The sequence below is a fragment of the Kosakonia sp. genome, from assembly GCF_032052965.1.
Classification (GTDB): domain Bacteria; phylum Pseudomonadota; class Gammaproteobacteria; order Enterobacterales; family Enterobacteriaceae; genus Kosakonia.
Genome location: NZ_DAMBVN010000004.1, coordinates 196,617 through 222,628 on the forward strand (window position 1 = coordinate 196,617; position 26,012 = coordinate 222,628).

Here is a 26,012-nt window from a genome sequence, read left to right on the forward strand (position 1 = left end):
ATAAAAAGGGGCAATAAAATTGCCCCGTAATATAGCGTAGACCTTTCATTAAGCCTACAGATTGTCATGCTATTTGTCGCTATTTCGACCAGAACGCACGTTTGGCGCGTTGTAATTTTTCGTAAGCGGCTAACAAAGACTGATGCGCCGGGAAGGCTTGCAATGTTCCGTCTGCGGGTTGCAGGTCATAGAACGGTGCTTCACCACTCAGCGCCGCACTGGCGGCTTCAACGGCTTGTGCGCCATACATGCGTACAAACGCATTCAAATATTGCAATGGCTGACGGTCTTCTTCCTGCGCCAGCAGCAATAACGTTTGCAGGCAACGGTAGTAGTTTGCGCGCTCGGCGCTAAAGATCGAGGCGTTAAACTCCATAGTCCACTCGGTCCAGGCCAGTGCCTGATCCAGATCACCGCCTGCCAGGGCTAACATCGCTTTCAGTTCGCCAATGCGCAGCGTGTACCAGCCATTGTCTTTGCCTGTCGCCAGACCCAGCAGCTCACGCACGCGGGTAAAGTCATCATGACCTTCATCATCCAACTGGGCGATAAGATCAAGATAGGCTTCTTTATCCCACTCGCTGCCCGGCAGAGAGAGGATAGTCTCGCGAAGATGCGTTCCCATGGTGTTGTTTGCCAGCCAGAGATCTTCGGCCGGATAGATGTCGGACATACCCGGTACCAGAATGCGGCAGGCATACACGCCAAGATGCTCATAATCGGCGATATACACTTCCTTATCTTCGGCCTGGAAGATCGCCATCAGGGTGGCGAACTCCTCTTCCGTGGTGCCAGCAAAGCTCCAGTCAACGAAGGGGTAGTCGGCATCCTGTTTAAACAGATCCCAGGAGATCAGACCGCTGGAATCGATAAAGTGCGTTTCAAGATTGGCATGCTCCGCCACTTCTTCATCGTCAAAGGTTGGCGGGGTAAAGACGTCCAGGTCTTTCAGACCACGGCCTTGCAGCAATTCGGTTACGGTACGTTCCAGCGCTACGCCAAAGTCGGGGTGCGCACCGAAAGAGGCAAAACAGGTGCCGTTAGCCGGGTTGAACAGCACGACACAAATCACCGGGTATTTGCCGCCGAGCGAGCCGTCATAAGCAAAAATTGGGAAACCTTCCGCTTCCAGTTTAGCGATGGCTTCCACCACGCCCGGATAACGTGCCAGTACCTCCTGCGGAATTTCTGGCAGGCTGATGCTCTCGGCAATAATGCGGTTTTTAATATGACGTTCGAAGACTTCCGACAGCCCCTGAACACGGGCTTCGTTGCGGGTGTTGCCTGCAGACATGCCGTTGGAGACATACAGGTTACCGACAATATTCATTGGAATATAGACCGTTTGCTCATCGGACTGACGGGTGAACGGCAGGGCGCAGATCCCACGCGCGTCATTACCGGACTGCAAATCAACCAGCATACCCGCGGCAAGTTCGTTCTCCGGATCGTAAAAGGCGCGCAGACGAGCATCCAGAATACCTTCCGGCAGGCTGTCGTCTTCCGGCAGTGGGAACCATTTTTCGTTCGGGTAATGAACAAATTCACCCTGTGCGACGGCGTCACCCAGCCAGAAATCAGCAAAGAAATAGTTGGTGGACAGACGTTCGAAATACTCGCCCAACGCGGAAGCCAGAGCGGCTTTTTTGGTGGCGCCTTTGCCGTTGGTAAAGCACAGCGCGCACTCTTTATCGCGGATATGCACAGACCAGACGTTCGGAACCGGATTCAGCCAGGAGGCCTCTTCGATGTTAAAACCAAGATCGGTGAGCTTTTGCTGAAAGCGAGCGATGGAATCTTCCAGCGCGGCATCTTTGCCGGGAATAAATGTTTGAGTCATGGCAGTCACTTTTTTCGTACGTAAAGCGCGCAATGATACGGGTTTTGCGTGACTGACGCTATCTTCGACGCCAGCCCGGCGAAAATAAAACTTCTGGCTATGCTTATGGAAAATAACTCACTGTTCAGGCACAAAAAATGAAAGCATTTGACCTGCATCGCATGGCGCTTGACAAGGTCCCCTTTGATTTTCTGGGGGAGGTCGCGCTGCGTAGTCTCTATACCTTTGTTCTGGTCTTCTTATTTCTCAAAATTACCGGACGCCGCGGTGTGCGGCAGATGTCGCTGTTTGAGGTGCTGATTATCCTGACATTGGGGTCAGCCGCCGGGGATGTCGCCTTCTACGATGATGTACCGATGCTGCCGGTATTAGTGGTGTTTATCACTCTGGCAGTGCTTTATCGGTTGGTAATGTGGCTGATGTCGCACAGTGAAAAGCTGGAAGATTTACTGGAGGGTAAACCCGTAGTGATCGTGAAAGAGGGTGAACTGGCATGGGAAAAGTTACATGAAGAGAACCTGACGGAGTTTGAGTTTTTTATGGAGTTGCGCACCAATGGCGTTGAACAGCTAGGGCAGGTTCGCCTGGCGATTATGGAAACCAATGGGCAACTCAGTGTTTATTATTATGCTGATGAAGAGGTGAAGCCCGGCCTGTGCATTTTGCCGGAAGGCTGCAGCGAGCGTTTTAAAAAGGCGCCTGAAGACGGAGAATATGTCTGTGTGCGCTGCAGTAAGATTGTCTCTTTACGCGCCAATGAAAAGAAAAATTGCCCACGATGTGCAAATCCGGAATGGTCGAAGGCCAGCCGGGCAATTCGCATCACATAACAGGGTTTTTATCGGGACTCTTTGGGCAATACAAAACTTTCTGCTATGTGATTTAGCGCACAACTTCTTCCCCGCGGCTATTACCCGTTGCGGCCTGTGGCGCTGGATGATAAAACCGATGTCACAGGAATAACTTATTGCTTTATAGCGTGGTGAGGGGAAATGACTCAGGTCTTTAATTTTAGTTCTGGCCCGGCAATGTTACCGGCGGATGTGCTCAAACAGGCGCAACAGGAACTGTGCGACTGGCAAGGGCTTGGCACATCGGTGATGGAAATTAGTCACCGCGGCAAAGCGTTTATCCAGGTGGCTGAAGAAGCAGAAAAGGATTTTCGCGATCTGCTGAACATTCCCTCCAACTATAAGGTTCTGTTCTGTCATGGCGGTGGGCGCGGCCAGTTTGCCGGCGTTCCGCTGAACTTGCTGGGCGATAAAACCACCGCAGATTACGTTGATGCTGGCTACTGGGCAGCAAGCGCAGTAAAAGAAGCGAAAAAATACTGCCAACCGAATGTCATTGACGCAAAAATCACTGTTGATGGCCTGCGTGGCGTTAAACCCATGCGCGAGTGGCAACTGAGCAGTAACGCGGCCTATCTCCACTACTGCCCGAACGAAACCATCGACGGCATCGCTATTGACGAAACCCCCAATTTTGGTGATGTGGTGGTGGCGGCAGATTTCTCCTCGACTATTTTGTCCCGCCAGATCGACGTGAGTCGCTTTGGCGTGATTTACGCCGGCGCACAGAAAAACATCGGCCCGGCCGGGTTAACGCTGGTGATCGTTCGCGAAGATCTGCTGGGTAAAGCGCATCAGGCCTGCCCGTCTATCCTCGACTATTCCGTGCTGAACGAAAACGACTCGATGTTCAACACGCCGCCGACGTTTGCCTGGTATTTGTCCGGCCTGGTATTTAAGTGGCTGAAACAGCAGGGCGGCGTTGCCGCAATGGATAAACTTAACCAACAAAAATCCGAGCTACTCTATGGTGTTATCGATAACAGCGATTTCTACCGTAATGATGTGGCGAAAGCTAACCGTTCTCGCATGAACATTCCGTTCCAACTGGCAGACAGCGCGTTGGACAAACTCTTCCTTGAAGAGTCTTTCGCTGCAGGTCTGCATGCATTGAAAGGCCACCGTGTGGTTGGTGGAATGCGCGCTTCCATCTATAACGCCATGCCGCTGGCTGGCGTTCAGGCACTGACGGACTTTATGGTCGACTTCGAACGTCGCCACGGTTAATCGCCGCGTTTAGCGTACCCCCGTAGTTGGACTACGGGGGTTTTATTCTTTTTGTAGAGAGTGAAGTTTCATGGAATCCCTGACGTTACAACCCATCGCGCGGGTAGATGGCACCATCAATCTGCCGGGTTCGAAGAGTGTCTCTAACCGCGCCTTGCTGCTTGCCGCATTTGCCCGTGGCACCACCGTTCTGACCAACCTGCTGGACAGCGACGATGTGCGCCATATGTTGAATGCCCTCAGTGCGCTGGGAGTTCATTACACCTTATCCGCCGATCGCACCCGCTGCGAAGTGACGGGCGTTGGCGGCCCGCTGCAGTCGACTAAATCACTGGAGCTCTTTCTCGGTAATGCCGGTACTGCTATGCGTCCGCTGGCGGCGGCACTGTGCCTGGGCGCCAATGATATTGTGCTGACCGGTGAGCCGCGCATGAAAGAGCGTCCTATTGGGCATCTGGTGGATGCGCTGCGTCAGGGCGGTGCAAAAATTGATTATCTCGAACAGGAAAATTACCCTCCGCTGCGCTTGTATGGCGGCTTTACGGGGGGGGATGTCAGCGTTGATGGCAGTGTCTCCAGCCAGTTTTTAACCGCACTGCTGATGACCGCGCCGCTGGCACCGCAGGACACTGTCATAACGATTAAAGGCGATCTGGTGTCCAAACCGTATATCGACATTACCCTGCATCTGATGAAAACCTTTGGTGTTGAGGTCGAAAACCAGCAGTACCAGCGTTTTGTCGTGCGCGGTAACCAGCAATATCACTCTCCGGGTCAGTATCTGGTGGAAGGGGACGCCTCATCAGCGTCCTATTTTCTGGCAGCCGCCGCGATTAAAGGCGGTACGGTAAAAGTGACCGGTATTGGCCGCAATAGCGTGCAGGGCGATATCCGCTTTGCCGATGTGCTGGAAAAAATGGGCGCGACAGTGGTCTGGGGCGATGATTATATTGCCTGCACCCACGGTGAGCTGAACGCGATTGATATGGATATGAACCATATCCCGGATGCGGCAATGACAATTGCCACGGCGGCGTTGTTCGCCAAAGGCACTACCCGGCTGCGAAACATTTATAACTGGCGCGTAAAAGAGACGGACCGCCTGTTTGCGATGGCAACGGAGCTGCGTAAAGTCGGGGCGATGGTGGAAGAGGGCGAAGACTATATTTGCGTCACGCCGCCGGCAAAACTGCAGCTGGCGGAAATCGGGACCTATAACGATCATCGTATGGCGATGTGCTTCTCGCTGGTGGCGTTGTCGGACACACCGGTGACGATTCTCGACCCAAAATGTACTGCCAAAACGTTCCCGGACTACTTTGAACAGTTGGCCCGCATTAGTACCCTTGCCTGAGACGCATTTCTCTCCCGCCTGACCAGGGCGGGAGGATCTACCCGCTATTGTTGAGAGTGTCGCCCGCCTTTTGCGCCATGTTACTATTCGCCCGGGATTCTTTCCCGCGATTCAACTCGTTAAACATGGACTGTCTATGAAAAAAACAATGATTTTCAGCTGCCTGATGGCGGCAACTCTGGTCTCTGGCTGTAAAAACATGGGTAGCATCAACACTGATGCGCTGGCTAAATCCGGTATGTCTGCCTACAAAGCGGCGACGCTTAGTGATGCAGATGTGAAGGCGCTCTCTGAGCAGTCTTGTGCGGAAATGGACAAGCAGAACAGTGTGGCGCCAGCTTCCAGCACTTATGCGAAACGCCTCGACAAAATCGCCAAAGCGCTGGGCAACAATATCGATGGCACGCCGGTGACCTACAAAGTCTATATGACCAAAGAGGTTAACGCGTGGGCAATGGCGAATGGCTGTATTCGCGTCTACAGCGGTCTCATGGATATGATGACCAACAATGAAGTCGAAGCCGTGCTGGGTCATGAAATGGGGCACGTGGCACTGGGCCACAGCCGCAAAGCGATGCAGACAGCCTATGCGACACTGGCTGCGCGTGACGCCATCTCCGCCAGCAGTGCGGCGGGTGCGCAACTCTCTCAGTCTCAGCTTGGTGATCTTGCAGAGAACATGATTAACTCCGCTTTCTCGCGTAGTCAGGAATCCGCTGCTGATGATTTCTCCTATGATTTGCTGAAAAAACGTAATATCAGCCGTCAGGGATTAGTCACCAGCTTTGAGAAACTGGCGAAGCTGGATGCCGGTTCTGAGAAGTCGATGTTTGATTCTCACCCGCCTTCAGCGGAGCGTGCTCAGCACATCCGTGAGCGCATTGCCGCTGATAAGAAATAAGTCCCTCTTGTCGGGCTGGTGCAAATCAGCCCGCTTCCTGCACAATTCTTCTACACTCAGCTTCATATATTCCGTTATTCGCACACGGGAGTAACTATCGTGTGCATAGCCGCGTATAATGCGCGGCGTTTATGTAACGGTATGCCTTGATTAAGGAGAAAAAGATGACAGCAATTGCCCCGGTAATCACCATTGATGGGCCAAGTGGTGCAGGTAAAGGCACCCTTTGCAAGGCAATGGCGGAAGCGTTGCAATGGCATCTGTTGGACTCAGGCGCAATTTATCGTGTGCTGGCGTTAGCGGCGTTACACCACCATGTTGACGTGACCTCTGAAGAGGTACTGGTTCCGCTGGCCGCGCATCTGGATGTGCGTTTTGTCTCGACCAATGGCAACCTGGAAGTGATTCTGGAAGGCGAAGATGTTAGCGGTGAAATCCGCACTCAGGAAGTGGCGAATGCGGCATCGCAGGTGGCAGCCTTTCCGCGCGTGCGCGAGGCGTTGTTGCGCCGCCAGCGTGCGTTCCGCGAAGCGCCGGGCCTGATCGCCGACGGGCGCGATATGGGCACCGTTGTGTTTCCCGATGCCCCGGTGAAAATTTTCCTTGACGCCTCTTCTGAAGAGCGTGCGCACCGCCGTATGCTGCAGTTGCAGGAGAAAGGCTTTAGTGTTAACTTTGAACGCCTTTTGGCCGAGATCAAAGAACGCGACGATCGCGATCGTAATCGCCCCGTTGCGCCGTTAGTGCCTGCTGCCGATGCTTTAGTACTCGATTCAACCCGTTTAAGCATTGAGCAAGTGATTGAGAAAGCGCTACAATATGCTCGCCAAAAATTGGCCCTCGCATAATTGCGACCGAATTTGCAGTACCCCCGTTGCAATGGAGTGACAGCGGGTATGTTAAACAACCCCATCCGGCATGGAGCCAGGTGGACGTTAAATATGAAACCTGAAGATTAAACATGACTGAATCTTTTGCTCAACTGTTTGAAGAATCCTTAAAAGAAATCGAAACCCGCCCGGGTTCCATCGTTCGTGGTGTTGTTGTTGCTATCGACAAAGACGTAGTACTGGTTGACGCTGGTCTGAAATCTGAGTCCGCCATTCCGGCTGAGCAGTTCAAAAACGCCCAGGGCGAGCTGGAAATCCAGGTTGGTGACGAAGTTGACGTTGCTCTGGATGCAGTAGAAGACGGCTTCGGTGAAACCCTGCTGTCCCGTGAAAAAGCTAAACGTCACGAAGCTTGGATCACGCTGGAAAAAGCTTACGAAGACGCTGAAACTGTTACCGGTGTTATCAACGGCAAAGTTAAAGGTGGCTTCACTGTTGAGCTGAACGGTATTCGTGCGTTCCTGCCAGGTTCTCTGGTAGATGTTCGTCCGGTCCGTGACACTCTGCACCTGGAAGGCAAAGAGCTTGAGTTCAAAGTAATCAAGCTGGATCAGAAGCGTAACAACGTTGTTGTTTCCCGTCGTGCGGTTATCGAATCCGAAAACAGCGCAGAGCGCGATCAGCTGCTGGAAAACCTGCAGGAAGGCATGGAAGTTAAAGGTATCGTTAAGAACCTCACTGACTACGGTGCATTCGTTGATCTGGGCGGCGTTGACGGCCTGCTGCACATTACCGACATGGCATGGAAACGCGTTAAGCATCCGAGCGAAATCGTAAACGTTGGCGATGAAATCACTGTTAAAGTGCTGAAATTCGACCGCGAACGTACCCGTGTATCTCTGGGCCTGAAACAGCTGGGCGAAGATCCGTGGGTTGCTATCGCTAAACGTTACCCGGAAGGCACCAAGCTGACTGGTCGCGTAACTAACCTGACCGACTACGGCTGCTTCGTTGAAATCGAAGAAGGCGTTGAAGGCCTGGTTCACGTTTCCGAAATGGACTGGACCAACAAAAACATCCACCCGTCCAAAGTTGTTAACGTTGGCGACGTAGTGGAAGTTATGGTTCTGGATATCGACGAAGAACGTCGTCGTATCTCCCTGGGCCTGAAACAGTGCAAATCTAACCCTTGGCAGCAGTTCGCTGAAACCCACAACAAGGGCGACCGCGTTGAAGGTAAAATCAAGTCTATTACTGACTTCGGTATCTTCATCGGCCTGGACGGCGGTATCGACGGCCTGGTTCACCTGTCTGACATCTCCTGGAACGTTGCAGGCGAAGAAGCAGTACGTGAATACAAAAAAGGCGACGAAATCGCAGCCGTTGTTCTGCAGGTTGACGCAGAGCGTGAGCGTATCTCTCTGGGCGTTAAACAGCTCGCAGAAGATCCGTTCAACAACTACGTTGCACTGAACAAGAAAGGCGCAATCGTAAACGGTAAAGTGACTGCAGTTGACGCGAAAGGCGCAACCGTAGAACTGGCTGACGGCGTTGAAGGTTACCTGCGCGCTTCTGAAGCTTCCCGTGACCGCGTTGAAGACGCAACTCTGGTTCTGAATGTAGGCGACGACGTTGAAGCTAAATTCACCGGCGTTGACCGTAAGAACCGTGTAGTTAGCCTGTCTGTTCGTGCGAAAGACGAAGCTGACGAGAAAGATGCAATCGCTTCTGTTAACAACAAACAGGAAGAAGGCAACTTCTCTAACGCTATGGCTGAAGCTTTCAAAGCAGCGAAAGGCGAGTAAGTTACTCCCAACCTCGCGGACTGTAGTGACGAAGTTAACGTGCTACAGTCCGAAGGATGACGAGTCACTTGACAGATTGCAGGATTCGTCCTGTAATCAATGACAAAGGGCGGCTACGGCCGCCCTTGTTAAAGCTAGTAAGCGAATTTTTGCCTTGAAGGAAACCGGAGGAATCATGACCAAGTCAGAATTGATAGAAAGACTTGCAAGCCAGCAATCTCATATCCCGGCAAAAGCTGTGGAAGATGCCGTAAAAGAGATGCTGGAGCATATGGCCTCTACTCTTGCCCAGGGTGAGCGCATTGAGATCCGCGGTTTCGGCAGTTTTTCTCTGCACTATCGTGCTCCTCGTACCGGGCGTAACCCGAAAACAGGCGACAAAGTGGATCTGGAAGGAAAATACGTTCCGCACTTTAAGCCGGGTAAAGAATTACGCGACCGCGCCAATATTTATGAGTAAGGTTTAGCGAGTCGCTAAAACTTACACAGCAAAAAAGCACCCGCAGAGTGCTTTTTTGTTTCCTGTCGTTCGGTATTCCCTGCGGCCTTGATCGCAATGATACCTGCGTAAAATGTAACGCAGCAAAAAAGTTTCTGCCTGCGCCGCAAAGCTCTAAAATCACTCCAGACAGCACCACGGTAGCGTCACATACTCTCCGGCAACAAGGAGTCAGATATGACGTTACCAGCGCTTGCCGCCTGTATTTTATCGGGCATTTTGCCCCTGCTCGTGTTACCCGTTTTACCCGACATTGGCGTTGTCTGGTGTGCGCTGGCATTCGGTTGTGTGCTTGCCTGTTACCGCGCGCCCATGTTGCGGTACAGCGGCTATACCCTGATCTTTTTTGCATGGGGGATCCTTGCCGCGCAGCAATCCCTCTGGCCAACACAGCACCTGCCCGGAAGCAATCGTCGCGTTGAGATAACTATCACAGACACCGACAACATGACCCGACACCGGGGGAAAATCATCCGACTGAACGGGGAGCGTCTCTTTCCGGCACCGGGTATTGTGCTCTATGGCGAATATTTGCCGCAGCAAGTTTGCGCCGGTCAACGTTGGGCAATGACCGTCCGGGTGCGGGCTGTCCATGGGCAACTGAATGAGGGGGGATTCGACTCGCAGCGCTATGCACTGTCGTCCCATTTACCCCTCAATGGGCGGATCATTAACGCCGAGGTGCTGGATAGCCGCTGCAGCTGGCGTGCGGCGTATTTACAGTCGCTGAAAGAGCGACTGGCTTCCTACTCCTGGCAACAGGTCATACTGGCGCTGGGTATGGGGGAGCGATCCGCACTGGATGGCGAAGTGAAAGATGTCATGCGGCAAACAGGGACGGCACATCTGATGGCGATCTCGGGTTTGCATATCGCGCTTGCCTCGATGATGGGATGGCTGCTGGTGCGTGTTGCACAGTTCTGCTTTCCCGCCCATGCGATTGGCTGGCATTTGCCTCTGTTGACCGGGGTGGGCTGCGCGATGAGTTACGCCTGGCTTACGGGGTTGCAGCCCCCTGCGTTACGCACCGCAATTTCGCTTGGCGTCTGGGCTGCTTTAAAGTTGTCTGGCCGGTTATGGTCGCCATGGCAAGTCTGGCTGTGTTGTGTTGCAGCAATCATTGCAACCGATCCGCTGGCGATACTTTCCGACAGCCTTTGGCTCTCAGCCTTTGCTGTTGCAGCGTTGCTGTTCTGGTATCAGTGGGTGCCCGCGCCATGGAAGCAGCAGCGTAAATGGGTGCGCGCATGCCTGAATCTTGTGCACCTACAAGTGGGGATGACGCTGCTGCTTTTACCCATCCAGTTGTCGGTTTTCAACGGGATCAGCCTGAGCTCACTCATCGCCAATCTGGTGGCGATACCGCTGATCACATTCATTACGGTGCCATTGATCCTGGCCGGTATGGTGCTGCATTGGGTGGGGCTGTCGCTGGCAGAAACGGCATGCTGGTATGGTGCAGACAGGTCGCTGGAGATCGTGTTTGCGTTTCTGCGCGGGTTACCCGCCGGCTGGCTGAGCATAGACAGGCGTTGGCAGAGGCTGGCCTGGGCACCCTGGTTTATGTTAGCGGCTGCGCGTTTTCGCTTGTGGTGCCATTCTCCCGCGCTCTGCATAGCATGCTTTGTCACTCTGGCATTCCCCTTCTGGCGGTCTGAGCGGGCAGGGGAGTGGTCGGTCCATATGCTGGATGTCGGGCATGGGCTGGCTATGGTGATTGAGCGTAACGGCAAAGCGCTTCTCTTTGATACCGGGAATGCCTGGCCGGGTGGAAACAGCGGCGAACAATTGATCGCGCCATGGCTTCGTTGGCGAGCATTAGAGCCCGAAGGCGTTATCCTGAGCCATGAGCATTTGGATCACCGGGGGGGCCTTGAAAGTTTGCAGAAATCCTGGCCCGCAATGTGGATACGCAGTCCGTTGGGATGGGGCGATCATCAGCCTTGTTTTCGCGGCGAGAACTGGCAATGGCAGGGATTAAACTTTCGTGCGCATTGGCCGCTGCCGGGCGAAAAAAGAACGGGGAATAATGGTTCATGTGTGGTGAGCGTTGATGATGGGCTGTATCGTATTCTGCTGACGGGCGATATCGAAGCGCAGGGCGAAATGACCATGCTGAGTCACTACTGGCAGCATCTTAAAGCTACACTGGTACAGGTTCCCCACCACGGCAGCAATAGCTCCTCGACGCTGGCGTTTATTCAGCGTGTGGGAGGCGAGGCCGCGCTGGTATCGACATCGCGTTATAACGCGTGGCGATTACCTTCGCCCAAAGTGGCTGAACGCTACCGTCAGCAAGGGTATCGCTGGTTGGATACGGCCCATCAGGGGCAGATCACCGTCTCTTTTACCGCGCGCGGCTGGGAAATCCATAGCTTACGAGATCAACTTTTACCTCGTTGGTATCATCAGTGGTTTGGCGTCCCCAGCGATAACAGGTAGAATATGCGGCTATTTCAACAAGTGCTGGTTTTTTGAATGCAGAACGATAAAGATCTCTCCACATGGCAGACCTTCCGCCGCCTCTGGCCAACTATTGCGCCTTTTAAAGCGGGTCTGATCGTGTCGGGGATAGCGTTAATCCTCAACGCAGCCAGCGATACGTTTATGCTATCGCTGCTCAAACCGTTACTGGATGATGGTTTTGGTAAAACGGACCGTTCAGTGCTGCTGTGGATGCCGCTGGTGGTTATCGGGCTGATGATCCTGCGTGGTATCACCAGCTATATCTCCAGTTACTGCATTTCCTGGGTGTCCGGAAAAGTGGTAATGACCATGCGCCGTCGTTTGTTCGGCCATATGATGGGGATGCCAGTTTCCTTCTTTGACAAACAGTCTACTGGCACCTTGCTGTCACGGATCACGTATGATTCCGAACAGGTCGCATCCTCCTCGTCCAGTGCTTTGATCACTGTAGTGCGTGAAGGCGCGTCGATTATCGGCCTGTTTATTATGATGTTCTGGTACAGCTGGCAACTGTCGGTGATCCTGATTGTACTGGCACCGATTGTCTCAATTGCCATCCGGGTGGTGTCCAAACGTTTCCGTAATATCAGTAAAAACATGCAAAACACGATGGGGCAGGTGACCACCAGTGCGGAGCAGATGCTGAAAGGGCATAAAGAAGTACTGATGTTTGGCGGTCAGGAAGTGGAAACCAGCCGTTTCGAAAAAGTCAGCAATAAGATGCGCTTGCAGGGCATGAAAATGGTCTCTGCCTCTTCCATCTCCGATCCGGTGATCCAGCTGATCGCTTCCCTGGCGCTGGCGTTTGTACTCTATGCGGCAAGCTTCCCGGCAGTAATGGATACTCTTACCGCAGGGACCATCACCGTGGTGTTCTCGTCAATGATCGCCCTGATGCGGCCGCTGAAATCGCTAACCAACGTGAATGCCCAGTTCCAGCGCGGTATGGCGGCATGTCAGACGTTGTTTGCGATTCTGGATAGCGAGCAGGAAAAAGACGAAGGTACCCGGGTTATCGAACGTGCTCGTGGCGATATCGAATTTCGTAATGTGACCTTTACCTACCCGGGCCGTGAAACGCCGGCGCTGCGTAATATTAACCTGACCATTCCGGCGGGCAAAACGGTTGCGCTGGTGGGGCGCTCTGGCTCCGGTAAGTCAACCATGGCCAGCCTGATCACGCGTTTTTATGATATTGATGAGGGGGAAATCCTCATTGATGGTCACGATCTGCGTGAATATAAGCTCACCTCTTTGCGCGATCAGGTCGCACTGGTGTCGCAGAATGTACACCTGTTTAACGATACCGTAGCCAATAACATTGCCTATGCGCGTACTGAAAAGTACAGCCGCGAGGAGATTGAACAAGCGGCGAAAATGGCTTATGCCCTCGACTTTATCAACAAGATGGATGAAGGGCTGGATACGGTCATTGGCGAAAACGGTGTTCTGCTCTCTGGCGGCCAGCGTCAGCGTATTGCCATTGCCCGTGCGCTGCTCCGCGATAGCCCTATCTTGATCCTTGATGAAGCCACTTCGGCGCTGGATACGGAATCTGAACGCGCTATCCAGGCTGCGCTCAATGAGTTACAGAAAAACCGTACCTCAATGGTAATCGCTCACCGCCTGTCCACCATTGAACAGGCTGATGAAATTGTCGTGGTGGAAGATGGGCGCATCGTTGAACGTGGCAGCCATGCTGAACTGCTGGCGCATCGCGGTGTTTATGCACAACTTCACAAGATGCAGTTTGGCGAATGATTGCCCGCATCTGGTCCGGTGAATCGCCACTGTGGCTGCTGCTGTTACCGCTCTCCTGGCTCTACGGCCTGGTGAGCGTTGCCATCCGTTATGCTTATCGCCTGGGTCTGAAAAAGGCCTGGCGTGCGCCGGTGCCGGTGGTCGTGGTGGGTAATCTGACCGCCGGCGGCAACGGTAAAACCCCGGTGGTGATCTGGCTGGTGGAGCAGCTGCAGCAGCACGGTGTCCGCGTGGGGGTTGTTTCACGCGGATATGGCGGTAAAGCGGAGCGTTACCCTCTGTTATTGGAGGCCACGACCACAACCGACCAGGCCGGGGATGAGCCCGTTCTGATTTATCAACGCACTGGAGCACCGGTCGCGGTGTCCCCTGTGCGTGCCGATGCGGTGAATGCGGTTCTGGCCCAACATTCGGTGCAAATCATCATTACTGATGATGGTTTACAGCACTATCGGCTGGCGCGAGATATTGAAATTGTTGTGATTGATGGGGTCCGGCGTTTCGGTAATGGCTGGTGGCTGCCTGCCGGGCCGATGCGTGAGCGCGCTTCACGCCTGAAGACGGTCAATGCGATTATTACCAATGGCGGGGTAGCGAAAACCGGTGAGATCCCGATGCGCCTGCGCCCCGGTATGGCCATCAACCTGCGAACGGGTGAGCGCCGCAACGTGAGCGCACTGGCCCATGTCGTCGCCATGGCCGGTATTGGTCATCCTCCGCGTTTTTTTACTACCCTTGCTGAGTGCGGCATCACGCCGGAAAAAACCGTAGCGCTGGCCGATCATCAGGCGTTGTCGCATGCGGATGTTCGCGCGCTGGTGCAGCCCGGTCAGACGCTGATCATGACTGAAAAAGATGCCGTTAAGTGCCGCGCATTTGCGGAAGATAACTGGTGGTATTTGCCTGTCGATGCGCAGCTGGAAGGCAAACAGGCGGAAAAGCTACTGCAGGAATTGCTCACTCTGGCGCGCTGAAGATCGTCACACCGGCTGCGCCCTGTTGACTTAACAGGAACCCCCATGTCTGTGCCGCACCTTTCATTGACCGCTGCCCGTCATTTACACCTCGCCGCCCAGGGCTTGCTGCGTAAACCATCCCGTCGGGCAACGCCCGGCGATATCCTGCAAACTATTAAGCGTATGTCGCTATTGCAGATCGACACGATCAACATTGTTGCCCGTAGCCCTTATCTGGTGCTATTTAGCCGGCTGGGTGCCTATCCGCAGCAGTGGCTTGACCAGGCGCTAAGCGGCGGCGAACTGATGGAATACTGGGCGCATGAAGCCTGCTTTCTGCCGCGCGAAGATTTTCCCCTTGTGCGGCACCGGATGTTGTCGCCGGATAAGATGGGCTGGAAATATCGCCAGGCCTGGATGGAAGAGCATGCGGGTGAAATCGCGCAACTGATTGCCCATATTCAGCAGCATGGCCCGGTACGCTCAGCAGATTTTGAACACCCGCGTAAAGGGACCAGCGGTTGGTGGGAGTGGAAGCCGCATAAGCGCCACCTGGAGGGATTGTTTACGGCCGGAAAGGTAATGGTGATTGAGCGGCGAAATTTTCAGCGGGTGTATGATTTAACGCACCGGGTGATGCCGCACTGGAACGATGACCGAGATCTGCTGCCGCAGGCGGAGGCGGAATACCACATGCTGGCGAACAGCGCCCGCAGCCTGGGGATATTTCGTGCGCAATGGCTGGCGGATTATTACCGTCTGCGTCGGCCCGCTTTGCCTGTTTTACTGGAGCGTATGCAGGCTGAAGAGAAGATTTACCCGGTAATGGTTGAACAACTGGGGCCAGCCTGGCTGCATGCCGGGTTATTGCCGCTGCTTGAGCAGGCGCAGTCTGATAAGCTTCGCGCCACGCACAGCGCTGTGCTGTCGCCGTTTGATCCGGTCGTCTGGGATCGTAAACGCGCGGAGCAGTTATTTGGTTTCAGCTACCGGCTTGAGTGTTATACCCCGGCACCTAAACGGCAGTTCGGTTATTTTGTCCTGCCACTGTTGCATCGGGGGCGTCTGGTCGGGCGTATGGACGCCAAAATGCACCGGAAAGATGGGGTACTGGAGGTTATTGCGCTCTATCTTGAAGACGGTATCAAGCCGGGCGCCTCGCTGGAAAAGGGGCTGCAAGGGGCAATAACAGATTTTGCCCGTTGGCAGGGCGCGCAGCGGGTGATCTTCTCCCGCTTGCCGGAGGGGTTATTTATGGCTGCGCGCGCAGGCCTGGAAACAGGCGCGGTGTAAAAATTGAATATGTTAAGCTTAACCCGTTAATCGTCGGTGCATCAGGAGGAAAAATGGATCACCGTTTACTTGAAATCATCGCCTGCCCGGTTTGTAACGGCAAACTTTACTACACCCAGGATAAGCAGGAACTGATCTGCAAAGTCGATAGCCTTGCTTTCCCGGTGCGTGACGGTATTCCTGTGTTACTGGAAAACGAAGCGCGTTCGTTAACTGCTGAAGAGAGCCGTCCATGAGTTTTGTGGTGATCATTCCCGCGCGTTACGCTTCCACGCGACTGCCAGGAAAACCGCTGGTCGATATCAATGGCAAACCGATGGTCGTGCATGTACTGGAGCGCGCCCGTGAATCGGGAGCCGAACGCATTATCGTGGCGACAGACAATGAAGATGTTAAGCGTGCGGTGGAAGCGGTCGGCGGCGAAGTCTGCATGACCCGTGCCGATCATCAGTCTGGCACCGAGCGCCTGGCGGAAGTGGTAGAAAAATGCGGCTTTAGCGATGATACCGTCATTGTCAACGTGCAAGGCGATGAGCCGATGATCCCACCCGCCATTATCCGCCAGGTTGCAGAGAATCTGGCGGCGCGTAATGTCGGCATGGCGACGCTGGCAGTGCCGATCCACAGTGCAGAAGAAGCGTTCAATCCCAACGCCGTAAAAGTCGTGACAGATGCCGAAGGGTATGCGCTCTATTTTTCCCGCGCGACCATTCCTTGGGACCGCGATCGTTTTGCGCTTTCCCGTGACGCTATCGGCGATACATTTTTGCGCCATATCGGTATTTACGGTTATCGCGCAGGGTTTATCCGCCGTTATGTCAGCTGGCAAACCAGTCCGCTGGAACAGATCGAGATGCTGGAGCAACTGCGGGTGCTCTGGTATGGCGAGAAAATTCATGTGGCGGTGGCCAGCGTGGTGCCCGGCACGGGCGTGGATACGCAAGAAGATCTTGAGCGCGTGCGCGCAGAACTGCATTAATCCTTCCATCCCCTCCTTGCGGAGGGGATTTCTCTCTAAACAGCTAAATTATTAAAATGTTTTGATCTCATCAGGGTGACATCTTTCAACCTGGCGCTCATTATAAAAGCAGTAGTATTGATGAGGGCAATCTTCTATGGAACAACTGCGCGCCGAATTAAGTCATCTGCTGGGGGAAAAACTGAGTCGTATGGAGTGCGTCAGCGAGAAACCTGACTCGGCACTCTGGTCGTTATATGACAGTAAAGGCAACCCGATGCCATTGCTGGCACGGAGTTTTTCTACTCCAGGTCTGGCGCAACAGCTGGCCTGGAAGATTTCGATGCTGGCGCGCAGCGGTACGGTGCGCATGCCGGTGGTATATGGTGTGATGACCCACGAAGAGCATCCGGGGCCAGATGTGTTGCTGATTGAGCGGCTGCGCGGCGTGCCCGTCGAAGCGCCTGCACGGACCCCGGAACGCTGGGAACAGTTGAAAGATCAAATCGTCGAGGGCTTACTCGCATGGCACCGGCAGGATAGCCACGGCTGCGTGGGCACTGTCGACAGTACCCAGGAAAATATCTGGCCATCCTGGTATCGCCAGCGGGTGGAAGTGCTGTGGACGACCCTTAACCAGTATCATAATACTGGCCTGACCATGCAGGATAAGCGTGTGTTATTCCGTACCCGTGAATGCCTGCCCGCACTCTTTGATGGGTTTAACGACAACTGCGTGTTAGTGCACGGTAGTTTTAATTTACGCAGCATGCTGAAAGATGCACGCAGCGATCAACTGCTGGCAATGGTCGGGCCGGGTATAATGCTTTGGGCGCCGCGAGAGTATGAGCTGTTTCGCCTGGTCGATGGCAACCAGGCGGAAGATCTGCTCTGGCACTATTTGCAGCGTGCGCCGGTGGCCGAGTCCTTCCTCTGGCGACGCTGGCTCTATCTGTTATGGGACGAAGTGGCGCAACTTGTGAGCACCGGGCAATTTAGCCGCACCCACTTCGACCTTGCGTCAAAATCACTGCTCCCCTGGCTCGCCTGAACTGCCTTTCAACCATTGCCAGACCCTGCCCAGGCTTTCGTAACCCACCCGGTCGCTGTGCATCAGCCAGACCGGGGAGGGGATCACGCGTTCCCACGGGTTGAGCGGCGAGGTAATCGCCAGTTGGTTCGCCGGAGCGGGTAGCGGATGCAGCCCAACATGCTGGAAGAAAATCATCGCCCGGGGAAGATGTGACGCGGAGGTCACCAACAGGAATGGAGCATCGCCAATCGCAGCTTTCACCGCTGCCGCTTCTTCTTCCGTATCTTTGGGCTTATCCAGGGTGATGATTTCGCTGCGCGGAATACCGAGGCTTTCCGCGACGCGCGCCCCGGCTTCCGCCGTGCTGACAGGATTGGTTTTGGCCGCCGCACCGGTAAAGATAAGCTTCGCCCCCGGGTTTGCCTGCCACAGGCGGATCCCTTCATTCAGCCGTGGCAGACTGTTGCTGATCAGATTGGAACTGGGTGCCCAGTCATCATTCCAGGTGTAGCCTCCCCCCAGGATCACGATGTATTTCACCTGCTGCGTACCGCGCCAGGTGGGGTACTTATCCTCAATGGGTTTTAACAAACCGTCTGCGACAGGTTGCAGGCTTAACAGCAGTAAAACCAGCCAACCGACACTGATAAATGCCTTGCCCGTTTTTTGCCAGCGGCTGAACCATACCAGCACGAGGCCAAGACCTATCAACAAAAGTAAAAACGGGAGCGGCAGCATCATGCCACCGATGTATTTTTTGAGGGTAAAAAGCACCGTATCCGTCTCCTTTTTGACCATACAGCAGGCGATTTCAGCCGATCTTACATCAGATGGGTTCATTATCGGTACGGCTGTGACAAAATAGCGGTTTTGTCAGAAGCGCGGAGCGGCCATGACGGATCGAAACTTCGACGACATCGCGGAGAAATTCTCACGCAATATCTATGGCACGACCAAAGGTCAGTTGCGCCAGGCGATCCTCTGGCAGGATCTGGACGTATTACTGGCCTCAATGGAACCAGACCGTTTGCGGGTGCTGGATGCCGGAGGTGGAGAAGGGCAAACCGCGATCGGTATGGCGCAACGCGGCCACCATGTGACGTTGTGCGATGTGTCGAAAGAGATGATCGCACGTGCGCAGACAGCGGCGGATGAGAAAGGTGTGAGCGGTAACATGCATTTTGTACAATGCGCCGCTCAGGATATATCACAGCATTTAGAATCGCCGGTTGATCTGATATTGTTTCATGCTGTGCTTGAATGGGTCGCAGAACCCGTCAGTGTATTGCAGACCTTATGGTCGATGCTGCGCCCGGGCGGAGCGCTGTCATTGATGTTTTACAATGCCGACGGGCTGTTAATGCACAACATGGTGGCAGGGAATTTCGACTACGTGCAGGCAGGCATGCCGAAACGCAAAAAGCGCACCCTTTCTCCGGACTATCCCCGGGTTCCTGCGGATGTTTACGGCTGGCTTGAACAGATTGGCTGGCAGATAACCAGCAAAACCGGCGTGCGGGTTTTTCATGACTATTTGCGTGAAAAGCACCAGCAGCGCGACTGTTTTGACGCCTTGCTGGAACTTGAAACGCGCTATTGCCGTCAGGAGCCGTATATCAGTCTCGGCCGCTATATTCACGTGACCGCGCTTAAGCCGCAAATCGATGGAAGGATAAACGATGAGTGAATTTTCCCAGACAGTCCCCGAACTGGTTGCCTGGGCCAGAAAGAATGATTTCTCCATCTCGTTGCCGGTCGACAGACTCTCTTTTTTGCTGGCTGTCGCGACGCTTAACGGCGAGCGCCTGGATGGTGAAATGAGCGAAGGTGAACTGGTAGATGCTTTTCGTTACGTCAGTGATGCGTTCGAACAAACCAGTGAAACGATAAGCCAGCGCGCCAACAATGCCATTAACGATATGGTGCGTCAGCGTCTGTTAAATCGCTTCACCAGCGAAATCACGGAAGGGAATGCAATCTACCGTCTGACGCCGCTGGGCATTGGGATCACGGATTATTATATTCGTCAGCGTGAATTTTCCACGTTGCGACTCTCAATGCAGCTTTCCATCGTCGCGGGCGAATTAAAACGCGCGGCCGATGCGGCGGACGAGGGCGGGGATGAATTTCACTGGCACCGTAACGTCTATGCGCCGTTAAAATATTCGGTGGCGGAGATCTTCGACAGCATCGATCTGACCCAGCGACTGATGGACGAACAACAGCAGCAGGTGAAGGATGATATCGCCCAGTTGCTGAACAAAGACTGGCGCGCCGCGATTTCCAGTTGTGAACTGTTGTTGTCAGAAACGTCCGGTACATTACGCGAACTGCAGGATACGCTGGAAGCAGCCGGCGACAAGTTGCAGGCCAACTTGTTGCGCATTCAGGATGCAACCCTGGCGCACACTGACCTGGAGTTCCTCGATCAGCTGGTATTTAACCTGCAAAGTAAGCTCGACCGTATTGTTAGCTGGGGGCAGCAGGCAATCGATCTGTGGATCGGGTACGACCGTCACGTACATAAATTCATTCGTACCGCTATCGATATGGATAAAAACCGCGTCTTCGCCCAGCGCTTGCGTCAGTCCGTGCAGTCCTATTTTGATGCGCCGTGGGCGCTGACCTACGCCAGTGCCGATCGATTGCTCGATATGCGCGATGAAGAGATGGCGCTGCGCGATGAGGAAGTGACCGGCGAATTGCCGCCGGATCTGGAATTTGAAGAGTTTAACGAGATCCGAGAGCAACTTGCAGCAATGATCGAACAGCAACTGGCCATCTATAAAACGAAAGGTGTGCCGCTGGATCTTGGTCTGGTTGCTCGCGAGTATCTGGCGCAGTATCCCCGCGTTCGTCATTTCGACGTGGCGCGCATTGTGGTTGATCAGGCGGTACGTCTTGGCGTAGCGCAAGCAGATTTCACCGGCCTGCCGCCGAAATGGCAGCCGATTAATGATTACGGAGCCAAGGTACAGGCGCATGTCATCGACAAATATTGAACAAGTGATGCCAGTCAAGCTGGCGCAGGCGCTGGCAAACCCTCTTTTTCCGGCGCTGGACAGCGCGCTGCGCGCGGGTAGACATATCGGCCTGGATGAACTGGATAATCACGCCTTTTTGATGGATTTCCAGGAGTATCTGGAAGAGTTTTATGCCCGCTATAACGTCGAGCTGATCCGTGCGCCTGAAGGTTTTTTCTATCTGCGCCCGCGTTCTACCACGCTTATTCCGCGCTCAGTACTGTCGGAACTGGATATGATGGTCGGAAAAATCCTTTGCTACCTCTATCTCAGCCCGGAACGTCTGGCTAATGAAGGCATCTTTACCCAACAAGAGCTGTATGACGAATTGCTGTCGCTGGCGGATGAACCGAAACTGCTGAAGCTGGTCAACAACCGTTCGACCGGTTCAGATCTTGATCGACAAAAATTGCAGGAGAAAGTCCGTTCCTCATTAAATCGCCTGCGCCGGTTGGGCATGATTTGGTTTATGGGCAATGACAGCAGCAAGTTCCGCATTACCGAATCGGTGTTCCGTTTCGGCGCAGATGTGCGCTCTGGCGATGATCCGCGTGAAGCGCAACTGCGCATGATCCGCGACGGTGAGGCAATGCCTGTGGAAAACCACCTGCAGCTCAATGATGAGCCGGAAGACAATCAGCCGGATAGCTCGGAGGAAGAGTAATGATTGAACGCGGAAAATTTCGTTCGCTAACGCTGATTAACTGGAACGGCTTTTTTGCCCGCACCTTTGACCTGGATGAGCTGGTAACAACCCTGTCCGGGGGCAACGGTGCAGGGAAATCCACCACCATGGCGGCCTTCGTCACCGCGCTTATTCCGGATCTGACGTTGCTGCACTTCCGTAACACTACCGAAGCCGGGGCGACCTCCGGCTCGCGTGATAAGGGCCTGCACGGGAAACTGAAAGCAGGGGTCTGTTACTCGGTGCTGGATGTGATTAACTCCCGGCATCAGCGCGTGCTGGTGGGGGTGCGTCTGCAGCAAGTCGCCGGGCGCGATCGCAAAGTGGATATCAAACCCTTTGCCATTCAGGGGTTGCCGACGGCCATGCTGCCGACACAACTGTTAACCGAAACGCTGAACGAGCGCCAGGCGCGCGTGCTTTCGTTGCAGGAAGTGAAAGACAAACTGGATGCGATGGAGGGCGTGCAGTTTAAGCAGTTCAACTCCATTACCGATTACCATGCGCTGATGTTCGATCTCGGCATAGTGGCGCGTCGACTGCGTTCGGCGTCGGATCGTAGCAAATATTATCGCCTGATTGAGGCCTCGCTATACGGCGGGATTTCCAGCGCCATTACCCGTTCGTTGCGCGACTACCTGTTGCCAGAAAACAGCGGCGTGCGTAAAGCCTTCCAGGATATGGAAGCCGCGTTGCGTGAAAACCGCATGACGCTGGAAGCCATCCGTGTTACCCAGTCTGACCGCGATCTGTTTAAGCATTTGATCAGCGAAGCCACTAACTATGTGGCGGCAGATTATATGCGCCATGCCAACGAGCGGCGGATCCATCTGGATAAAGCGCTGGAGTATCGCCGGGAGCTGTTTACCTCGCGCCAGCAACTGGCTGCGGAGCAGTATAAGCATGTCGATATGGCGCGGGAGCTTTCCGAGCATGCCGGATCGGAAGGGGACCTGGAGGCCGATTATCAGGCTGCCAGCGATCACCTGAACCTGGTGCAGACGGCGCTGCGCCAGCAAGAAAAAATTGAGCGTTACGAGGCGGATCTCGACGAGTTGCAGATCCGCCTGGAAGAGCAACATGAAGTGGTGGCGGAAGCCGCCGAACGTCAGGAAGAAAACGAAGCGCGTGCCGAAGCCGCCGAACTGGAAGTGGATGAGCTGAAAAATCAGCTTGCCGATTACCAACAGGCGCTGGATGTGCAACAGACGCGTGCCATCCAGTACAACCAGGCGCTGCAGGCTTTACAACGTGCAAAAGAGCTGTGCCATCTGCCGGATCTGACCCCAGAGACGGCTGACGAGTGGCTGGAAACATTCCAGGCAAAAGAGCAGGAAGCGACGGAAAAATTGCTGTCGCTGGATCAGAAACTGAGCGTAGCGCAAACCGCCCATAGCCAGTTTGAACAGGCGTACCAGCTAGTTGTGGCCATCAACGGCCCGCTGGCACGTAATGAAGCCTGGGAAGTGGCCCGTGAATTACTGCGCGACGGCGTAAACCAGCGCCATCTGGCAGAACAGGTGCAACCGTTGCGTATGCGACTGAACGAGCTGGAACAGCGCCTGCGTGAACAGCAGGATGCCGAACGCATGTTAGCGGACTTCTGTAAGCGCCAGGGTAAACAGTACGACGCAGAAGAGCTTGAGGCGCTGCACCAGTCGCTGGAAGCGCAAATCGCTGCCTTGTCCGATAACGTTGCCGTTGCAGGCGAACAACGTATGGCGATGCGTCAGGAACTGGAACAGCTACAATCGCGCATCCAGTCGCTGACCAAACGCGCGCCCATCTGGCTGGCGGCGCAAAGCAGCCTTACGCAACTGTGCGAGCAGAGCGGCGAAGAATTTGAATCGGGTCAGGATGTCACGGAATACCTCCAGCAACTGCTGGAGCGGGAACGTGAAGCTATCGTTGAACGTGATGAAATCGGCGCGCGCAAACGTGCGGTTGATGACGAAATTGAGCGCTTAAGCCAGCCGGGCGGGGCCGAAGATGCTCGCCTGAATGCACTGGCGGAGCGTTTTGGCGGCGTGCTGCTGTCGGAAATTTATGACGATGTCAGCATTGACGATGCGCCGTATTACTCGGCGCTGTATGGGCCATCACGCCATGCGATTGTGGTGCCGGATCTGTCGCAAATTGCCGAAATGCTGGAAGGGCTGGATGATTGCCCCGAAGATCTCTATTTAATCGAAGGCGATCCGCAATCCTTTGATGACAGCGTGTTCAGCGTAGACGAGCTGGAAAAAGCGGTGGTGGTGAAAATCGCCGACCGTCAGTGGCGTTACTCCCGTTTCCCGGCTCTGCCGCTGTTTGGCCGCGCGGCGCGTGAAAGCCGCATTGAGAGTCTGCACGCTGAGCGTGAAGCGCTGGCGGAACGTTTTGCTACGCTCTCCTTTGATGTGCAAAAAACACAGCGTCTGCATCAGGCCTTCAGCCGCTTTATTGGCAGTCATCTGGCGGTGGCATTTGACGACGATCCGGAAGCGGAAATCCGTACCCTTAACAGCCGCCGCGGCGAGCTGGAACGGGCTATTAATAACCACGAAAACGACAACCAGCAAAGCCGTGTGCAGTTCGAACAGGCGAAGGAGGGCGTGGCGCAGCTTAACCGCTTGCTGCCACGTATCAACCTGCTGGCGGACGACACACTGGCCGATCGTGTGGACGAAATCCAGGAGCGCCTGGACGAAGCGCAGGAAGCCGCGCGCTTTGTTCAACAGTTTGGCAATCAACTGGCGAAGCTGGAGCCGGTGGTGTCAGTGCTGCAAAGCGACCCGGAACAGTTTGAGCAGTTGAAAGCGGATTACGCGACGTCGCAGCAAGTGCAGCGTGATGCGCGTCAGCAAGCCTTTGTGCTGGCGGAAGTGGTGCAGCGCCGTGCGCATTTCGGTTATTCGGATGCGGCGGAGATGTTCAATGGTAATAACGATCTGAACGAGAAGCTGCGCCAGCGTCTGGAGCAGGCTGAAGCGGAGCGTACCAAAGCCCGCGAAGCCATGCGCAGCCACGCCGCGCAGTACGGTCAGTACAACCAGGTACTGGCCTCACTGAAGAGTTCGTTTGATACCAAAAAAGAGCTGCTTAACGATCTGCAAAAAGAGTTGCAGGACATTGGCGTGCGCGCCGATGGCGGTGCTGAGGAACGGGCGCGTATTCGCCGCGATGAGCTGCATGCGCAACTCTCCTCTAACCGTGCACGTCGTAACCAGCTGGAAAAAGCGCTCACCTTCTGCGAAGCGGAGATGGACAATCTGACCCGCCGGTTACGCAAACTGGAGCGCGATTACCACGAAATGCGTGAGCAGGTGGTGACTGCAAAAGCAGGCTGGTGCGCGGTCATGCGCATGGTGAAAGATAATGGCGTGGAACGCCGCCTGCACCGACGTGAACTGGCGTACCTCTCCGGCGACGAGTTGCGTTCAATGTCGGATAAGGCCCTGGGTGCGCTGCGCCTGGCGGTGGCCGACAACGAACATCTGCGCGATGTTCTGCGTATGTCTGAGGATCCAAAACGTCCTGAGCGCAAAATCCAGTTCTTTGTGGCGGTCTACCAGCATCTGCGTGAGCGTATCCGTCAGGATATTATTCGCACTGACGATCCCGTTGAAGCCATTGAGCAGATGGAGATCGAGCTGAGCCGTCTGACAGAAGAGTTGACCTCCCGCGAGCAGAAACTGGCGATCAGCTCTCGCAGTGTGGCGAATATTATTCGTAAAACCATCCAGCGCGAGCAGAACCGCATCCGTATGCTCAACCAGGGGCTGCAAAGCGTCTCTTTCGGCCAGGTTAACAGTGTGCGACTTAACGTTAATGTTCGCGAAAGCCACGCCACCCTGCTGACCGTGCTGTCGGAACAACATGAGCAGCATCAGGATCTGTTTAACAGTAACCGCCTGACATTCTCGGAAGCGCTGGCGAAGTTGTATCAGCGTCTTAATCCGCAGATTGATATGGGGCAACGTACGCCACAGACCATTGGTGAAGAGCTGCTGGACTACCGCAACTATTTGGAGATGGAAGTAGAGGTCAACCGGGGCTCCGATGGCTGGTTGCGTGCGGAATCCGGTGCACTCTCGACCGGGGAAGCGATCGGTACCGGTATGTCGATTCTGGTGATGGTGGTGCAAAGCTGGGAAGATGAAGCACGTCGCCTGCGTGGTAAAGATATCTCCCCGTGCCGTCTGCTGTTCCTTGATGAAGCAGCGCGTCTGGATGCCCGTTCTATCGCCACACTGTTTGAACTCTGCGAACGCCTGGAGATGCAGCTGATCATCGCGGCACCGGAAAATATCAGTCCGGAAAAAGGCACCACCTACAAACTGGTGCGTAAAGTCGTGCAGAATAACGAGCATGTGCATGTTGTCGGCCTGCGGGGTTTTGCCGCGCAGCTGCCGGAAACATTGCCGGGTACGGCAGACGCTTCCTAGCGAATGCATAACCAGAAAGGGCGACAGCGATGTCGCCCTTTTTTATTTTTGTGGCTATGCCTGACCGGGTTTTATCTTTAAACTTCTTTACATTAGGTAAGGC

General features: G+C 54.5%; 20 protein-coding genes. 18 read left to right on the top strand and 2 right to left on the bottom strand.

Annotated elements, in window-relative coordinates; genetic code table 11:
• Positions 1-79 precede the first annotated feature (79 nt).
• Positions 80-1,840, bottom strand: a complete 1,761-nt coding sequence (ycaO, locus tag RTX30_RS07705) for a 30S ribosomal protein S12 methylthiotransferase accessory factor YcaO (RefSeq protein ID WP_312688583.1) — start codon at positions 1,838-1,840, stop codon at positions 80-82.
• Between the two features lie 137 nt (positions 1,841-1,977).
• Between ycaO and RTX30_RS07710 the strand changes: the two genes are divergently transcribed.
• From RTX30_RS07710 to RTX30_RS07775, 14 genes are all read left to right on the top strand, one after another.
• Complete coding sequence (locus RTX30_RS07710) at positions 1,978-2,670, top strand: DUF421 domain-containing protein (RefSeq protein WP_312688585.1); 693 nt, start codon at positions 1,978-1,980, stop codon at positions 2,668-2,670.
• 162 nt (positions 2,671-2,832) lie between these two features.
• The gene (serC, locus tag RTX30_RS07715) at positions 2,833-3,918 is read left to right on the top strand and encodes a 3-phosphoserine/phosphohydroxythreonine transaminase (RefSeq protein ID WP_312688587.1); all 1,086 of its coding nucleotides are present in this window, start codon (positions 2,833-2,835) and stop codon (positions 3,916-3,918) included.
• A 70-nt stretch (positions 3,919-3,988) separates the two neighbouring features.
• Positions 3,989-5,272, top strand: coding sequence for a 3-phosphoshikimate 1-carboxyvinyltransferase (aroA, locus tag RTX30_RS07720; RefSeq protein ID WP_312688589.1), 1,284 nt, complete (start codon positions 3,989-3,991; stop codon positions 5,270-5,272).
• Positions 5,273-5,408: 136 nt separating this feature from the next.
• Positions 5,409-6,173, top strand: coding sequence for a M48 family metallopeptidase (locus tag RTX30_RS07725; protein ID WP_312688591.1), 765 nt, complete (start codon positions 5,409-5,411; stop codon positions 6,171-6,173).
• A gap of 164 nt (positions 6,174-6,337) precedes the next feature.
• Positions 6,338-7,021 (top strand): (d)CMP kinase, encoded by a 684-nt coding sequence (gene cmk / locus RTX30_RS07730; RefSeq protein WP_312688593.1) that lies wholly within the window; start codon positions 6,338-6,340, stop codon positions 7,019-7,021.
• Between the two features lie 113 nt (positions 7,022-7,134).
• Entirely contained in the window at positions 7,135-8,808 is a 1,674-nt protein-coding gene (gene rpsA / locus RTX30_RS07735; protein WP_017456188.1) for a 30S ribosomal protein S1, read from the top strand.
• Positions 8,809-8,983: 175 nt separating this feature from the next.
• Complete coding sequence (gene ihfB, locus RTX30_RS07740) at positions 8,984-9,268, top strand: integration host factor subunit beta (RefSeq protein ID WP_007374142.1); 285 nt, start codon at positions 8,984-8,986, stop codon at positions 9,266-9,268.
• Positions 9,269-9,484: 216 nt separating this feature from the next.
• A complete protein-coding gene (locus RTX30_RS07745; RefSeq protein WP_312688597.1) occupies positions 9,485-11,749 on the top strand; it encodes a ComEC family protein in 2,265 nt (754 codons plus the stop codon).
• 36 nt (positions 11,750-11,785) lie between these two features.
• Positions 11,786-13,534, top strand: coding sequence for a lipid A ABC transporter ATP-binding protein/permease MsbA (msbA, locus tag RTX30_RS07750; RefSeq protein WP_312688599.1), 1,749 nt, complete (start codon positions 11,786-11,788; stop codon positions 13,532-13,534).
• Complete coding sequence (gene lpxK, locus RTX30_RS07755) at positions 13,531-14,508, top strand: tetraacyldisaccharide 4'-kinase (RefSeq protein WP_312688601.1); 978 nt, start codon at positions 13,531-13,533, stop codon at positions 14,506-14,508. Before msbA ends, lpxK begins: the two co-directional genes overlap by 4 nt.
• Before the next feature lie 45 nt (positions 14,509-14,553).
• A complete protein-coding gene (locus tag RTX30_RS07760) occupies positions 14,554-15,783 on the top strand; it encodes a winged helix-turn-helix domain-containing protein (protein ID WP_312688602.1) in 1,230 nt (409 codons plus the stop codon).
• Positions 15,784-15,836: 53 nt separating this feature from the next.
• Positions 15,837-16,019: a protein YcaR gene (ycaR, locus tag RTX30_RS07765; RefSeq protein ID WP_312688603.1), complete on the top strand. Its 183-nt coding sequence runs from the start codon at positions 15,837-15,839 to the stop codon at positions 16,017-16,019.
• Complete coding sequence (gene kdsB, locus RTX30_RS07770; RefSeq protein ID WP_312688605.1) at positions 16,016-16,762, top strand: 3-deoxy-manno-octulosonate cytidylyltransferase; 747 nt, start codon at positions 16,016-16,018, stop codon at positions 16,760-16,762. Before ycaR ends, kdsB begins: the two co-directional genes overlap by 4 nt.
• A 136-nt stretch (positions 16,763-16,898) precedes the next feature.
• Positions 16,899-17,792: a YcbJ family phosphotransferase gene (locus tag RTX30_RS07775; RefSeq protein ID WP_312688607.1), complete on the top strand. Its 894-nt coding sequence runs from the start codon at positions 16,899-16,901 to the stop codon at positions 17,790-17,792.
• On the opposite strand, the gene elyC is transcribed toward RTX30_RS07775, so the two are convergent.
• Positions 17,769-18,548 carry an envelope biogenesis factor ElyC gene (gene elyC / locus RTX30_RS07780; RefSeq protein ID WP_312688609.1) on the bottom strand — a complete coding sequence of 260 codons (780 nt, stop codon included), beginning with the start codon at positions 18,546-18,548 and terminating at the stop codon, positions 17,769-17,771. The genes RTX30_RS07775 and elyC overlap by 24 nt on opposite strands.
• Positions 18,549-18,666: 118 nt before the next feature.
• On the opposite strand from elyC, the gene cmoM reads away from it, so the two are divergent.
• Genes cmoM through mukB form a run of 4 tightly spaced genes read left to right on the top strand, consistent with a single transcriptional unit; the run spans position 18,667 to position 25,909 of the window.
• Complete coding sequence (cmoM, locus tag RTX30_RS07785; RefSeq protein ID WP_312688611.1) at positions 18,667-19,461, top strand: tRNA uridine 5-oxyacetic acid(34) methyltransferase CmoM; 795 nt, start codon at positions 18,667-18,669, stop codon at positions 19,459-19,461.
• Positions 19,454-20,776, top strand: a complete 1,323-nt coding sequence (gene mukF, locus RTX30_RS07790) for a chromosome partition protein MukF (protein ID WP_312688613.1) — start codon at positions 19,454-19,456, stop codon at positions 20,774-20,776. The genes cmoM and mukF overlap by 8 nt, the downstream gene beginning before the upstream one ends.
• Positions 20,757-21,461, top strand: a complete 705-nt coding sequence (gene mukE / locus RTX30_RS07795) for a chromosome partition protein MukE (protein WP_312688615.1) — start codon at positions 20,757-20,759, stop codon at positions 21,459-21,461. Before mukF ends, mukE begins: the two co-directional genes overlap by 20 nt.
• Positions 21,461-25,909, top strand: a complete 4,449-nt coding sequence (mukB, locus tag RTX30_RS07800; protein WP_312688617.1) for a chromosome partition protein MukB — start codon at positions 21,461-21,463, stop codon at positions 25,907-25,909. Before mukE ends, mukB begins: the two co-directional genes overlap by 1 nt.
• Positions 25,910-26,012 lie beyond the last annotated feature (103 nt).